We start from the raw sequence: 13,088 nt of genomic DNA on the forward strand, positions 1-13,088 counted from the left end.
AGTCGATGTAAATCAATAAGATATGAATTTTTTTCGAGAGAAATCAAAAGCTGGCACAGCCGCTGCAATACCTGTCGCAACGAACAGGACAACACAGCGAGACGCCAAGATGGCCAACTCAAATCTCTTCAACACGCAATCGAATCACCTGCCGGCCTGCGACACCTTGAATGCTTCCGGTGCCAGCGCTTATGCCTACAGCCCGAAGCATCAACTGGCGCAATTGGCAGTCACCGGTTGCCTGAACCAGACCTTCTACGCCTCCGCAGAAAGTCAGTTGGACCAAGTGTTGAAGCTGGTGGCCGAGCTCGACAGTCGTTTCGTGGCGAAAGCCGCGATCTACGCTCGCAAGAAAGGTCACATGAAAGACATGCCGGCATTGTTACTGGCGGCATTGACCGCGCAGCGCTCAAGTCTGGTGCCAGAGGTTTTCGAGCAAGTGATCGACAGCGGCAAGATGCTGCGCAATTTTGTACAGATCCTCCGTAGCGGTGCCACCGGGCGTAAATCCCTTGGCTCGCAACCCAAGCGTCTGGTGCAGAACTGGCTGAACAGCGCGACCGAGCGGCAACTGCTGCAAGCGTCGATCGGCAATCAACCGTCGTTGGCGGACGTGGTGAAGATGGTTCACCCCAAACCTGCCGAAGCGTGGCGCGAAGCGTTTTTCGCCTGGTTGATTGGCAAACCGGTGGAGGCAAAGGCCTTGCCGGAGCTGACCCGCGATTTGCTGGCGTTTCGCAGCGGCGCGAGTGATGAAGTGCCGGCGGTACCGTTTCAGTTGCTCGGCAACGAAACACTGAGCAAGGAGCAATGGGCCACTCAAGCCCGCAACATGGGCTGGCAGGGATTGCGCATCAACCTCAACAGCCTGGCGCGCCACGGCGCGTTTGAAGTACCGGGTTGCATCGAATATGTTGCGGCGCGGTTGGCCGATCCACAGGAAGTGGCGAAGGCGCGGGTGTATCCGTACCAGTTGTTGTCGGCTTATCGGATGATGGGCGAAAACACCCCGGCAGCGATCCGCGACGCCTTGCAGGAGGCGCTGGAGTTGTCGCTGGCCAACGTGCCCAAGCTTGAGGGCGCGGTGGTGGTTTGCCCAGATGTGTCGGGTTCGATGGGCAGCCCGGTAACCGGTTATCGCCCTGGTGCGACCTCGCAGGTGCGCTGCATCGACGTGGCGGCGTTGGTGGCCGCAGCGGTATTGCGCAAGCAACCGGCTGCCCGGGTGATGCCGTTCGAGATCAACGTGGTGGGTATCCAGCTCAACCCGCGTGACAGTGTGATCAGCAACGCCGAGAAGCTCGCCGGCATTTTTGGCGGCGGCACCAACTGCTCGGCACCGCTGAAGAGGTTGGCGGACAGCAAGGCCAGGGTCGATACGTTGATCATGGTCTCGGACAACGAATCGTGGATCGATTCGCAGCGTTACGGTGCCAGCGAAACGATGCGGCAATGGGAGCGGATCAAGAAGCTCAACCCACAGGCAAGGCTGGTGTGCATCGACATCCAGCCAGGCCATGCAACACAAGTGGCGGATCGTGATGACATCTTGAATGTCGGCGGTTTCAGCGACGCGGTGTTCGACGTGATCGAGCAGTTCACCGGCGGCCAATACAGTGCGCGGCACTGGGTCGAGGCGATCGAAAGCGCGTCATGAATTGATTGATCACCGGCGCTGAATGCCGATGGGACTACATCCAAGACGTCTCATCAAGACCTTGTCAGCGCCAGTGACGGCACGAATGCCTGATGGCTGTACATCTTAGGCCGGTTAAGTCCGGAGCGCGGCAACGCGCAACAGTCATCAACTTTTGTCGTGCCACCTTTTTTGCAGTTATTGGCAGCGAATGCGACAGGTACTACATCGGAAAGCGGGTTCGACTCCCGCCTCGGCAACGGGGGCTCAACTGGCAGAGCCACAGTGCCTGTGTTTTTGTCGCTGCGACTTACAGAACAACGCCGAATCATCGGCCAATGAATAAAGAATGAAGACATGAAAGAACACACTTACCAACTGCTCGAAGTCGCCAACGGCAAACCGATCAAACTCTGGACCGAAGGCGTCCCGGTGGAAAACGAGGCCCGCGAGCAGTTGATGAACACCGCGAAAATGCCGTTCATCTTCAAACATCTGGCGGTCATGCCGGACGTGCACCTGGGCAAGGGCTCGACCATCGGCAGCGTGATCCCGACCGTCGGCGCGATCATTCCGGCAGCGGTCGGCGTCGACATCGGCTGCGGCATGATCGCCGCGCGCACGTCGCTGACCGCCGCTGATTTGCCGGACAACCTGCTCGGTCTGCGCAGCGCCATCGAGCAAGCCGTGCCGCATGGCCGCAGTTCAAACCGTTCGCGACGCGACAAGGGCGCCTGGGATGAAATCCCGCAGCAAGCCGATCAGGCCTGGGCGGGGTTGCAGCCACGGTTCAAATTGATTACCGACAAGTACCCGAAACTCGCCAACACCAACAACCGTGGGCACCTCGGTACGCTCGGCAGCGGCAACCACTTCATCGAAGTGTGCCTGGATGAAGCCAACCGGGTCTGGTTCATGTTGCACAGTGGCTCGCGCGGTGTTGGCAACGCCATCGGCAACCTGTTCATCCAGATGGCTCAGGCGGATATGCGTCAGCACATCGCCAACCTGCCGGACCGTGACCTGGCCTACTTCGAAGAAGGCAGCCAGCACTTTGATGATTATGTGGAGGCGGTGGGTTGGGCGCAGGACTTCGCCAGGCAAAACCGTGAGCTGATGATGCGCGCAGTGATTCAGGCGACACGGCAGATTATTCGCAAGCCGTTTGAAGTGGCGCTGGAAGCGGTCAACTGCCACCACAACTACGTGCAGAAAGAGCGGCATTTTGGTGAAGAGGTGCTGGTCACCCGCAAAGGTGCGGTGTCGGCGAAGAAGGGTGAGTTGGGGATTATTCCGGGCTCGATGGGCGCCAAGAGTTTCATCGTTCGCGGTCTGGGCAACGAAGAGTCGTTCAGTTCCTGCAGCCACGGTGCCGGCCGCACCATGAGCCGCACCAAGGCGAAAAACACCTTCACCGTCGAGGATCAGATTCGCGCAACTGCCCACGTGGAGTGCCGCAAGGACGAAGCGGTGATCGACGAAATTCCGATGGCCTACAAGGACATCGACAAAGTCATGCACGCCCAGCGTGAGCTGGTGGAAGTGCTGCACACCTTGCGTCAGGTGGTGTGCGTCAAAGGATAAAGGAAAGCAGGTCATGGAATTGCAAGAGCGCCATCCGCTGTGCGCCACGATGCGTGCGCGGGTACTGGAAGAGCTGACGCGCATAGAGCGTGAACGCAATGTCACGGTGTTGTATGCCTGTGAGTCCGGCAGCCGGGCCTGGGGTTTTGCCTCGACCGACAGCGATTACGACGTGCGGTTTGTTTATGTGGAGAAGCCCGAGTGGTTCGTTCAGGTCGATGCGCCACGTGATGTGATCGAACGTCCGCTGGACGATGAACTCGACGTCAGTGGCTGGGAACTGCGCAAGACCCTCGGGTTGTTGCGCAAATCCAATCCGACCTTGCTGGAGTGGCTCGACTCGCCGCTGGTTTATCGCAGTGAAACCGCGCAGGTGGCACAACTGCGCGAACTCGCCGAAGCGTTCTACAGCCCGCCAGCGGCGCGTAATCACTATCTGTCGATGGCGAAGAAGAACTTTCGCGGTTACCTGCAAGGTGAAACCGTACGGTTCAAGAAGTACTTCTACGTGCTGCGGCCGCTGCTGGCGGTGCGCTGGATCGACCAGGGCCGCGGCCGGCCGCCGATGACGTTCGCCGACCTGCTGACCACCGTCGACGACCGCGCGCTGCTCGCGGAAGTCGACGAATTGCTGGCCCTTAAACGCAATGCCGACGAGAGCGCCTACGGGCCGCGTCGTCCGGCGTTGCACGGGTTCATCGCCGCCGAGCTTGAGCGCGAAGTGCCCACCTTACTCAGAACTCAGGAAGATTCGCGACGCCTGGATCGGTACCTCAGGGAAACCGTCGGGTTGTACGCGTAAGGAATGCAATGAAACAGGAAGTGATAGAACTGGACGGTGCCATCGGTGGCGGCCAAGTGTTGCGCAGTGCCTTGAGCCTGTCGATGGTGACAGGCCGGGCGTTTCGCATTAAACAGATTCGTGCCAAACGCAGCCGTCCGGGACTGCTGAGGCAACATTTGACGGCGGTCATGGCGGCGGCTGAGGTCTGCGGCGCGACGGTTTCCGGTGCGCAGTTGGGCTCGCAAGCGTTGAGCTTTGAGCCCGGCGCGATTCGCTCTGGCGATTACCAGTTCGCCATCGGCACGGCCGGCAGTTGCACGCTGGTCTTGCAGACCTTGTTGCCAGCGCTGTTGCGGGCACCAGAGGCGAGTCGGGTGCGCATCTCGGGTGGCACGCATAACCCGCTGGCGCCGCCGACCGATTTCCTCACGCGCAGTTGGCTGCCGCTGTTGCGGCGTATGGGCGCCAACGTCGAGCTGGACTTGTTGCGACATGGATTTGTCCCGGCAGGCGGTGGCGAGATTGAAGTGAACGTGCAACCGTCGAGCCTGACGCGGCTGGACCTGTGTGAACGCGGCGAGGCCATTTCGCAACAGGCGTCGGCGCTGACCGCCGGGCTGGCACCGACGGTGGCCGAACGTGAGTTGAGCCAGGTGGCCAAGCGTTTGAGTCTGCCGCCTGCGGCGCTGCAACATGTCACGCTTGATCCGGCGCGGGGGCCGGGCAATGTGTTGTTGCTGGAGTACGCATTCGAGCACGTCACCGAGGTATTCAGCGCGTTTGGCCAAGTGTCGTTACGGGCAGAAAAAGTAGCCGACGCCGCGATCAATCAGGCCGCCGACTGGTTGCGCAGTGGTGCTGCGGTCGCCGAGCACCTTGCCGATCAGTTGCTGTTGCCAATGGCGCTGGCCGGTGGCGGCTCATTCACTACGCCGCGCATGACCGAGCATCTGCACAGCAATATCGCGGTGATCGAGGTGTTTTTGCCGGTTCGCATCGATTGTCGGGAGGAGGGCGCGGATCGTTTGCGCGTTGAGGTCAGCGCCAACTGATCGTCGGGCCAGGGGCGGTGGGATTTCATCAGAAAATCCCACCGCCCTTTTTTACGTCCGTAAAAAACTCGCGAAAGGCGGCAAATTGCTGGCCCCCGGATTTTTGCTTCCCCGGCAAAATCGCCTTTTTTCAAAAGGTTAGGTTGGCTCTATGCGGACGATTGTCATCACCGTTGCAACGCTTTCCCTGGCTGTTTTCGCGGTGGGGGTGCAGGCGAAAGAACTGAGCAAAAGCCATCGCTTTGCCTGCACCTGGGGCTCGGACATTGCTGCCGGTGCCCAGCAATCGAAGTTGTCGGGCGTCTCGCTGTACGGCGCACGCAAACAATTGCAGGTGCGCCGATTCCAGCAACCGTGGATGCGCATGACCGCGATGGGGATTACCGAGCAAACCTACAACAGCACGTCGAAGCTCAAGCCGGCGGCGGTCAAGCAGACCTATTACGAACAATGCGTGCGCCACGAACTGGCCCAGCGATAACGCAGAAAGCCCAACCTGTTCAGGTTGGGCTTTTTCATGCCTGACGAAATGCCAGGGTCACTTTTCACTTTCGCAATTGACCATCCACGAAACGCCAAAACGATCCACCAGCATGCCGAAGCGCACCGCCCAGAACGTCGCTTCTAACGGCATGTCGACGCGCCCGTCCTTGGCCAAGGCGTTAAACACTCGATCGGCTTCAGCAATGCTGTCGACATTCAGCGAAATCGAGCAGCCGCTCATGCCCTGAGTCGGGCGGTCGGGAGTGGTGTCCGAGGCCATGATCATCTGGTCTCCGACCTTCAGACAGGTATGGATGATCAGAGAGTGATGCTCTTTGGGCACATGCTCGGCGGCGGGTGTCTCTCCGAACGTCATCATCGCCTCAAGCTTCCCTTGCAAGGCTTGCTCGTAAAAGGTGAACGCCTCACGGCAGTCACCATTGAAGATCAGGTACGGGTCGATTCTCATGTCTCTGCTCCCGGCAGTCAGGCGCGGAGCGTGGCGGGGGTTCGCCGGGTTCCGCGTAGGGCGGTTAAAACATAGCAGAGCGTTGGACGCCGGAAAGGCCTGAGTCTTCCAGATGTTTTTGTTCTGAAAAGCGCGTCGACAATAACGCGCTCGTCGTTTGAAGTTCAGTCGTAGCGCTGGAGTACCATAACGCACCGCCATCACCAGCAGAGTCCAATGCCCCATGCCTGATCTATCGCGTTTCACCTCTTTGTTCGATCAGGCGCAGCGAGCCTTGCGCCTGGTTTGGGGGACATCGCGTGGCTTGTTTCTGGGGCTGGTGCTGGCAACGCTGGTGGCCGGCTTGCTGCCGGCACTGGCGGCATGGTTGGGGCAGCGGATTGTCGATGCCGTGGTGGCGGCGATGCAGTTACACGCACAACAGGGCAGTGCGCCGCTGTGGCCGGTGTTGCGTTATGTGTTGTTGGAGGCCGGGGTGTTGGCGCTGTTGTCCGGCACACAACGAGCACTGTCGGTGCAGCAGTCGCTGCTGCGGGTGCAACTGGGGCAGAAGGTCAATACGCTGATCCTGGAAAAAGCGCAGACCCTGTCACTGGTGCAGTTCGAGAACTCCGAGTTCTACGACAAACTGGTGCGTGTGCGTCGCGAGGCGTCGACCCGGCCACTGGCGCTGGTCATGAAGTCGTTGGGCTTGATTCAGAACCTGATCATGCTGATCAGTTTTGGTGTGCTGCTGGTGCACTTTTCCCCTTGGGCGCTGGTGCTGCTGGTGGTCGGTGCGTTGCCGGTGTTCTTTGCCGAGGCGCATTTTTCCGGTGACGCCTTTCGGTTGTTCACCCGCCGCGCGCCGGAGAGTCGGCAGCAGAATTACATCGAAACCTTGCTGTCCCACGAAACCTATATCAAAGAGGTCAAGCTGTTCGGCTTTGCACCGTTGCTGCTGCAACGCTACCGCGACACGTTCGCCAGGCTGTATGCCGAAGACCGGCGTTTGACGTTGCGGCGCGATGGCTGGGGTTTCGCTCTCGGTCTGCTCGGTACTGCGGCGTTTTACCTTGCCTATGCCTGGGTAGTGATCGATGCCGTACATGGCCAGATCAGCCTCGGCCAGATGACCATGTATCTGGTGCTTTTCAAACAAGGCCAAAGCGCCGTGAGCAGCAGCCTGAGTGCGATCAGCGGCCTGTACGAAGACGGCCTCTACCTGACGAGTCTTTATGAATACCTGGCCGAACCGGTGCAGTTGGATACCGGCCACCTGACGGTCGGAGCCTGCCCGGGCGATGGTTTGCGCTTCGAAAGTGTCGGCTTCCGTTATCCCGGTGCCAGTCGGCCAGCGCTGGAAAACATTGACCTGCAACTGGTGCCAGGCAAGAGCATGGCGCTGGTCGGCGAGAACGGTTCAGGCAAGACCACGCTGATCAAGTTACTGACCCGGCTCTACCGCCCTGATCAAGGGCGCATCCTGCTCGACGGCAGCGATTTGCAGGATTGGCAGGAGACCGCGTTACGTCGACGAATTGGCGTGATTTTTCAGGATTACATCCGCTACCAGTTCAGCGTCGGAGAAAACATCGGCGTCGGCGATACCTTGGCGTTCAACGACTCGCAACGATGGAAAGAGGCGGCTGCCCAAGGGATGGCGGCACCCTTTATTGAAGGACTGGACAAGGGCTATGCCACGCAATTGGGACGCTGGTTTGCCGGTGGCCAGGAGTTGTCTGGCGGGCAGTGGCAGAAGATTGCCTTGTCCCGCGCGTACATGCGCCGTGAGGCCGACATTCTGATCCTCGATGAGCCGACTTCCGCCCTTGATCCGGCGGCCGAAGCGGCGGTATTCGAGCATTTCAGCCAGCACAGCGAAGGTCGCATGACGTTGCTGATTTCCCATCGTTTTTCCAGCGTGCGCAATGCCGACCACATCATCGTCCTGCAACAAGGCCGGATTCTGGAGCAGGGTGGCCACGATCAACTGATCGCCGCGGCCGGGCATTACGCGCAACTGTTCGATTTGCAGGCTCGCGGCTACCGTTAAGTGTCCCGTCCGCTGCGCACAGTCGCAGGCCCGGCAACCCGAGGGATGGGTGGGCTTTGCATCAAGTTGTCGAGCGCCTTGCGATAATTCTGCCCGCCGAGCGCCATGCTGTTGTTGTGCGTCGCGCCCGGCACCAACAGAAGGCGCTTGGGTTGTTGCGCGGCGTTGAACAATTGCTCACTGAAACGTGGTGGCACGAACGCGTCAGCCAGACCGTGCACCACCAGCAGCGGCATGTGAATGTCGGCAATCTTGTCGATCGAATCGAATTTTTGCGACAGCAGCCAGCGTACCGGCAGTGAAGTGTTGGCCACGGAGGCGGCGACATCCGCCAGCGTGGTGAAAGTGGACTCGATCACCAGCCCACGCACAGGAAGCGCGGAATGATCGCGGGCGGCGGTCTGCCCGAGTTCTGCGGCCAGATCGATGGCCACGGCGCCACCGAGGGAATGCCCGTAGATCAGGCGTTTGGCCGGATCCGGTTGCAGCAGCTTGAAGCGCTCCCACGCCACCCGCGCATCTTCGTAAACACTGCTTTCCGATGGCAGATCACCGTGACTCTTGCCGAAACCACGGTAGTCGATGGCCAGCACTGAATAACCCGCCGCGCGCAGTTGCTCGATGCGGAACAGCTGCCCGGTGAGATTCCAGCGTACGCCGTGCAAATAAAGAATGGCTGGCGCATTGGCCCTTTCCGCCGGCCACCACCAGGCATGAATGTTTTGCCCGGCCTTGAAACTCTTCGGTTGCAGGTCGAGTTCCTGCACGCTGCCGGGCAGGCCGCGATACCAACCGGCAGTGCCCGGTTCGATGCGAAACAGCAGTTTGCGTTCGGTGTGTTCGAGTACGGCACAACTGGTCGGCACGCCGATAATCAGCGCGGCCATGCAGGCAAACGCCAAACGGCGGCGGCGCAGACGCGTCATGAAGGACAGGAACATTAAACGTTTCACCCGAGCGCAGACAAAGAACGCTTTTTACCAGATGACTTGGTCTGCGCGTGAATTTTTCGACCACCGTCCCGGCGCAACGATTACAAAATGCTGCAACGACTCACACCACCCGTAGCACGATCTTGCCGATATGGTCGCCGGCCTCCATGTGCGCGTGAGCTTGAGCCGCGTCGTTGAGTGAATAAACCTTGTCGATCATCGGCAGGCAGCGCCCGGCAGCCAGTGCTGGCCAGACGTGCTCGCGCAGTTGAGCGGCGATCTCGGCTTTTTCGGCAGCGGTGCGGGCGCGCAAGAGAGATCCGGTGATGGCCGCACGTTTGGCCATCATTGCCAGCAGATCAAAGTCGTTGGCCCGCGCGCCGCCGAGGAAGCCGAGCATGACCAGACGGCCATCCATCGCGAGGGCGCTGACGTTATCGTTGAGGTACGAGCCGCCCATGATGTCGAGGATCACATTGACGCCCTGGCCTGCGGTTTTATCGGCGATGACTTGGGCAAACTCCTTCTCGCGATAGTTGATCGGCAGGCCGCCGAGCTTGCTGATCGCTGCGCATTTCTCTGCGCTGCCGGCGGTGGCGAAGGCGTCGATGCCAAATTCACGGCAGAGCATCAGTGCGGTAGTGCCGATGCCGCTGGTGCCACCGTGAATCAGCGCGCGTTGACCACGGCTGGCGCCGCCGAGACCAATAAGGTTGGCCCACACGGTAAAGAACGTTTCCGGGATTGCCGCCGCCTGCACCCAGTCCAGACCTGCGGGAATCGGCAGGGTCTGGCCGGCCGGAACTGCGCAGTACTCGGCATAACCGCCGCCATTGGTCAGCGCGCAGACTTTGTCGCCCACGGCAAATTGGCTGACACCCGCCCCGAGTGCGACCACTTCGCCGGCGACCTCCAGTCCGGGGATCGGGTTCATGCCGGGTTTCATTGGGTATTTACCGGCACGCTGCAAGGCGTCTGGCCGGTTGATTCCGGCGGCGTGCACGCGGATCAGCACCTCGCCTTCTGCAGCAACCGGTAGCGGCACGCGTCGCGGTTGCAGGACTTGCGGGCCACCGGGTTCGCTGATTTCGATTCGGGTCATTTCATTGGGCAGGGACATATCGTTTCTCTTGGCTTGAGTTGTGTTAGTGGGAGCCTGCCGAGCAGGCAATGATTCCCTTCAATTTGCACAGCAGCGCTGCTCAATACGGGCAGGCAGCCATTTCATGGCCTGCTCCAGCAGCAACGCCACGACGATCGCGACAGCGGCAATGATGAACAACAATGCGTGATGACCGCCGCTGGCATTGAACAGCGCCGAATAGGCAAATCCGGCCAACGCCTGAAACGTGGCGAACGAAATCGTGGCACGGCTCCAGGCGATTTGCTGGCGATGGTGCTCCGGCACCAGTTCATGCACCCGCGCCAGGGCCAGCGGCACGATGCCAGGCGGAAATGAACCGAGAATCACCGCCAGCAACGCCAACGCCAGAAACGAATGGGAGATCGCCAGCAGGCCGAGGGCAAGCGCCTGCACCACCAGCACCAGACGAATGCCGGACCTTGCGCCAAGCTGATCGGCGAGAAAGCCATAACTCACCGGGCCGACAATCGCGCCCAAGCCATACATCACCCAGATCAACGCACCGATATGCGCACCGGCACCGAGTCCACGCGCCACGTAATCCACCAGAAATACCATCGCCGGTACCAGGCCGGCAGCCATAAAGGCGTATTGGGCGAACAGCAAGTACACCCCGCGCGGTGTTGGTTCTGCGGACACCGCTTCTTGTGTAACGACCGGGTGGAGGAAATCAGACGGCCAGCCAAACCAGCTCAGCGCGGTCAGCAACAGGGCCAAAGCCCCGAGGCCCAGCCACGTCGCCTGCAAACCCAGGCTCAACAGCGGCGGCACAAGCGTCCCGGAGCCGGCAATGCCGAGACCGATGCCGAGGAAGATCGCGCCACTGGCCAGCCCTTTACGCGCCGCCGGAACATGCGGCAGGACCGTCGCGGCGACCAGCACCATGATCGCGCCGCCGGCGATCCCCGACAGCAGCCGCCAGCCGAAGAACCAGCTCACCGACAAGGGAAACGCACAGGCAAAAAATGCGGCGGTGACGATCAGCATCATCAACCGCAAGGCATTTTTATTGCCGAGCTGGCGCGCTGTCGGCCGACCGAGCAGCGCGCCGATCAGGTAACCCACCAGATTGGCCGCACCGAGGTAAACCACATCATTGGCGCTAAACCACTGCGCTTCAATCAGCGAAGGAATCAACGGCGTGTAAGCGAAACGTGCCAGTCCGATGCTGACCAGGCTGGCGCACAGGCCTGCAAAGATCGGCAACCAGATACCGGTGGGACTTGGAGTGCGCATGTCAGCAATCTCGTGGAAGGTTTATGGCGCTCAGCATATCGGCTATCTTTGCTGCGTTAATGCAGCGATTAAGCGGCACGCTGATGCGTATTTGCATCGCCTGGAGACAGTATGAATTGGGATGACGCACGGGTATTTCTCGCCGTTTGCCGCGAGTCGACACTGCGCGGGGCCGCACGGATTCTGGGGGTGGATCAGGCGACCGTCGGGCGGCGGATCACGGCGCTGGAAAAGTCCCTGGGCGCGACGTTGTTTTTGCGCACCTCCGACGGCTACGCCTTGACCGCCGTCGGCGAAGCGGCGCTCAAAAGCGTGGAGAAGATGGAGCATTCGGCGCTCGAGCTGGAACGGCAGATTCAAGGCCTGGACGATCGCCTGACCGGCACGGTACGCGTCAGTACCACCGATTCGCTGGCCATCGATTTTCTGATTCCGGCGATTGCCCGTTTGCACGAGCAGCACCCGGACGTGTGCGTGCAGCTGGATGCGTCCACACAGATTCTTAGCCTGGCCAAGCGCGAGGCGGATATCGCCGTGCGCAACACCCGGCCGGACAATCCGGACCTGATCGCTCGGCGAATTGCCCGATGGCCAGTGGGGCTGTTCGCTTCTCAAGCCTATATAGACGCCAATGGCGTGCCGCAGCCGGGCACGGCATTTGAAGGGCATGATCTGGTGGTTTATCAACCGTATCTGCAAGGCAAAAAGGACCTGACGTTGGTATCGGAGCCAATGAGTCGCGGTCGTATCGTTGCCAGCCTCAGTTCCAGTTTGCTCGTTCGTCGTTCGATTGCAGCAGGGTTGGGTGTAGGAGAAATCCCTGTGTACATGGGCGAGCGCGATGGCCTGATCAGGCTTTGGCCGGAGCGCACCACGCCATTGCCCTATGAGGTATGGCTGGTAACCCACGCGGACCTGCGCCATACCGCGCGGGTGAGGGCGGTGATCGAGAAGATTGTCGATGTGTTCGCGTCGGAGAATGACTAGGCAGGAGCTGTTTTGGCAGGGCTACAACCTCTGATGAAACGGCCTACACCAGAGGCAGAATCTCCCGGCTTGTCAGCATTCTGGATGCGGCCTATCGTTTCATCAGCTCGGTGAGGTGCGCACGCTCGCACTGATGTCAATACCAGGGACGGTATCGGTTTAACCAGGAAGGTGTCGAGTTGAAAGCCAGTGAAGCGAGTCAGTACCCATACAGTGAACCATTGAACGAAATCCGGAATACACAAACCATGAGCACGATAAGCCGCGAAGAGTTCGATGCCAGGATCGAGACCATTGAGACGAGAATGGATGCTCGGATGGAAGGTGTATCGATGAGAATCGATGCGTTTCTGGCGGCTCAGGCAGAGCGGGACAAGGCCAACGGCCGGATTCAGTCAGAGATGGACAGGGCTCAAGCAGAGCGAGACAAACGTTTCGAACTGATGTCGTCTGCCATCCAGACCATTGCAGAAGAGTCGAAAGAAGCGATCAAACAAGCGAGTACCACGAAAGCCAACGTCTGGGCAGCGACTGCCGTTCAATTGGTAGGGCTCGTTGCGATCGTCGTCGGTGCCTGTTATGCCAATCAAGCCAACATGTATGCAGCGATCCAGACCACGTTGGCGGCGATTCAGGCGGGCAAGGAGTTCACCGTCCCAATGCCCCCGACGCTGCCATGGCTCAACCCGCCACAATAAAAACGGCCTTCATCGGAAGGCCGTTTTTGTGGGCATAGAAACTCCACA

The 13,088-nt window shown here is 59.9% G+C and carries 12 protein-coding genes; 8 read left to right on the forward strand and 4 right to left on the reverse strand.

Annotated elements, in window-relative coordinates; translation table 11 throughout:
* Positions 1-109: 109 nt before the first annotated feature.
* From PspS49_RS10780 to PspS49_RS10800, 5 genes are all read left to right on the forward strand, one after another.
* A complete protein-coding gene (locus PspS49_RS10780; RefSeq protein WP_160039198.1) occupies positions 110-1,657 on the forward strand; it encodes an RNA-binding protein in 1,548 nt (515 codons plus the stop codon).
* A 336-nt stretch (positions 1,658-1,993) separates the two neighbouring features.
* Entirely contained in the window at positions 1,994-3,220 is a 1,227-nt protein-coding gene (locus PspS49_RS10785) for an RtcB family protein (RefSeq protein ID WP_150729427.1), read from the forward strand.
* A 13-nt stretch (positions 3,221-3,233) separates the two neighbouring features.
* Positions 3,234-4,022 carry a nucleotidyltransferase domain-containing protein gene (locus tag PspS49_RS10790; protein WP_160039199.1) on the forward strand — a complete coding sequence of 263 codons (789 nt, stop codon included), beginning with the start codon at positions 3,234-3,236 and terminating at the stop codon, positions 4,020-4,022.
* A gap of 8 nt (positions 4,023-4,030) precedes the next feature.
* Positions 4,031-5,056 (forward strand): RNA 3'-terminal phosphate cyclase, encoded by a 1,026-nt coding sequence (gene rtcA, locus PspS49_RS10795; protein ID WP_160039200.1) that lies wholly within the window; start codon positions 4,031-4,033, stop codon positions 5,054-5,056.
* A gap of 151 nt (positions 5,057-5,207) precedes the next feature.
* Positions 5,208-5,537 carry a hypothetical protein gene (locus PspS49_RS10800; RefSeq protein ID WP_016987808.1) on the forward strand — a complete coding sequence of 110 codons (330 nt, stop codon included), beginning with the start codon at positions 5,208-5,210 and terminating at the stop codon, positions 5,535-5,537.
* Positions 5,538-5,594: 57 nt separating this feature from the next.
* Here PspS49_RS10800 and PspS49_RS10805 read toward each other — a convergent pair whose 3' ends face one another.
* Positions 5,595-6,008 (reverse strand): VOC family protein, encoded by a 414-nt coding sequence (locus PspS49_RS10805; RefSeq protein WP_150752119.1) that lies wholly within the window; start codon positions 6,006-6,008, stop codon positions 5,595-5,597.
* 223 nt (positions 6,009-6,231) lie between these two features.
* On the opposite strand from PspS49_RS10805, the gene PspS49_RS10810 reads away from it, so the two are divergent.
* Positions 6,232-8,043 (forward strand): ABC transporter ATP-binding protein, encoded by a 1,812-nt coding sequence (locus PspS49_RS10810; RefSeq protein ID WP_160039201.1) that lies wholly within the window; start codon positions 6,232-6,234, stop codon positions 8,041-8,043.
* On the opposite strand, the gene PspS49_RS10815 is transcribed toward PspS49_RS10810, so the two are convergent.
* The 3 genes from PspS49_RS10815 to PspS49_RS10825 all read right to left on the reverse strand — a co-directional run bounded on the left by PspS49_RS10815 (position 8,040) and on the right by PspS49_RS10825 (position 11,355).
* Complete coding sequence (locus PspS49_RS10815) at positions 8,040-8,984, reverse strand: alpha/beta fold hydrolase (RefSeq protein WP_160039202.1); 945 nt, start codon at positions 8,982-8,984, stop codon at positions 8,040-8,042. The genes PspS49_RS10810 and PspS49_RS10815 overlap by 4 nt on opposite strands.
* A 112-nt stretch (positions 8,985-9,096) precedes the next feature.
* Complete coding sequence (locus PspS49_RS10820) at positions 9,097-10,095, reverse strand: NAD(P)H-quinone oxidoreductase (RefSeq protein WP_160039203.1); 999 nt, start codon at positions 10,093-10,095, stop codon at positions 9,097-9,099.
* A 60-nt stretch (positions 10,096-10,155) separates the two neighbouring features.
* The gene (locus PspS49_RS10825; protein WP_160039204.1) at positions 10,156-11,355 is read right to left on the reverse strand and encodes a YbfB/YjiJ family MFS transporter; all 1,200 of its coding nucleotides are present in this window, start codon (positions 11,353-11,355) and stop codon (positions 10,156-10,158) included.
* A 111-nt stretch (positions 11,356-11,466) separates the two neighbouring features.
* Between PspS49_RS10825 and PspS49_RS10830 the strand changes: the two genes are divergently transcribed.
* Both PspS49_RS10830 and PspS49_RS10835 read left to right on the forward strand, forming a co-directional pair.
* Positions 11,467-12,342, forward strand: coding sequence for a LysR family transcriptional regulator (locus PspS49_RS10830; RefSeq protein WP_150752124.1), 876 nt, complete (start codon positions 11,467-11,469; stop codon positions 12,340-12,342).
* Positions 12,343-12,521: 179 nt separating this feature from the next.
* Positions 12,522-13,040, forward strand: a complete 519-nt coding sequence (locus PspS49_RS10835) for a hypothetical protein (RefSeq protein WP_238704392.1) — start codon at positions 12,522-12,524, stop codon at positions 13,038-13,040.
* The last annotated feature ends 48 nt before the right edge of the window (positions 13,041-13,088 follow it).

This window comes from Pseudomonas sp. S49 (assembly GCF_009866785.1).
Taxonomy (GTDB): Bacteria; Pseudomonadota; Gammaproteobacteria; order Pseudomonadales; family Pseudomonadaceae; genus Aquipseudomonas.

Excerpts from the sequence above, each read along its gene's own strand:
- PspS49_RS10780 (WP_160039198.1), top strand. The coding sequence starts at position 110 with ATGGCCAACTCAAATCTCTTCAACACGCAATCGAATCACCTGCCGGCC.
- PspS49_RS10785 (WP_150729427.1), top strand. The coding sequence starts at position 1,994 with ATGAAAGAACACACTTACCAACTGCTCGAAGTCGCCAACGGCAAACCG.
- PspS49_RS10790 (WP_160039199.1), top strand. The coding sequence starts at position 3,234 with ATGGAATTGCAAGAGCGCCATCCGCTGTGCGCCACGATGCGTGCGCGG.
- rtcA (WP_160039200.1), top strand. The coding sequence starts at position 4,031 with ATGAAACAGGAAGTGATAGAACTGGACGGTGCCATCGGTGGCGGCCAA.
- PspS49_RS10800 (WP_016987808.1), top strand. The coding sequence starts at position 5,208 with ATGCGGACGATTGTCATCACCGTTGCAACGCTTTCCCTGGCTGTTTTC.
- PspS49_RS10805 (WP_150752119.1), bottom strand. The coding sequence starts at position 6,008 with ATGAGAATCGACCCGTACCTGATCTTCAATGGTGACTGCCGTGAGGCG.
- PspS49_RS10810 (WP_160039201.1), top strand. The coding sequence starts at position 6,232 with ATGCCTGATCTATCGCGTTTCACCTCTTTGTTCGATCAGGCGCAGCGA.
- PspS49_RS10815 (WP_160039202.1), bottom strand. The coding sequence starts at position 8,984 with ATGTTCCTGTCCTTCATGACGCGTCTGCGCCGCCGCCGTTTGGCGTTT.
- PspS49_RS10820 (WP_160039203.1), bottom strand. The coding sequence starts at position 10,095 with ATGTCCCTGCCCAATGAAATGACCCGAATCGAAATCAGCGAACCCGGT.
- PspS49_RS10825 (WP_160039204.1), bottom strand. The coding sequence starts at position 11,355 with ATGCGCACTCCAAGTCCCACCGGTATCTGGTTGCCGATCTTTGCAGGC.
- PspS49_RS10830 (WP_150752124.1), top strand. The coding sequence starts at position 11,467 with ATGAATTGGGATGACGCACGGGTATTTCTCGCCGTTTGCCGCGAGTCG.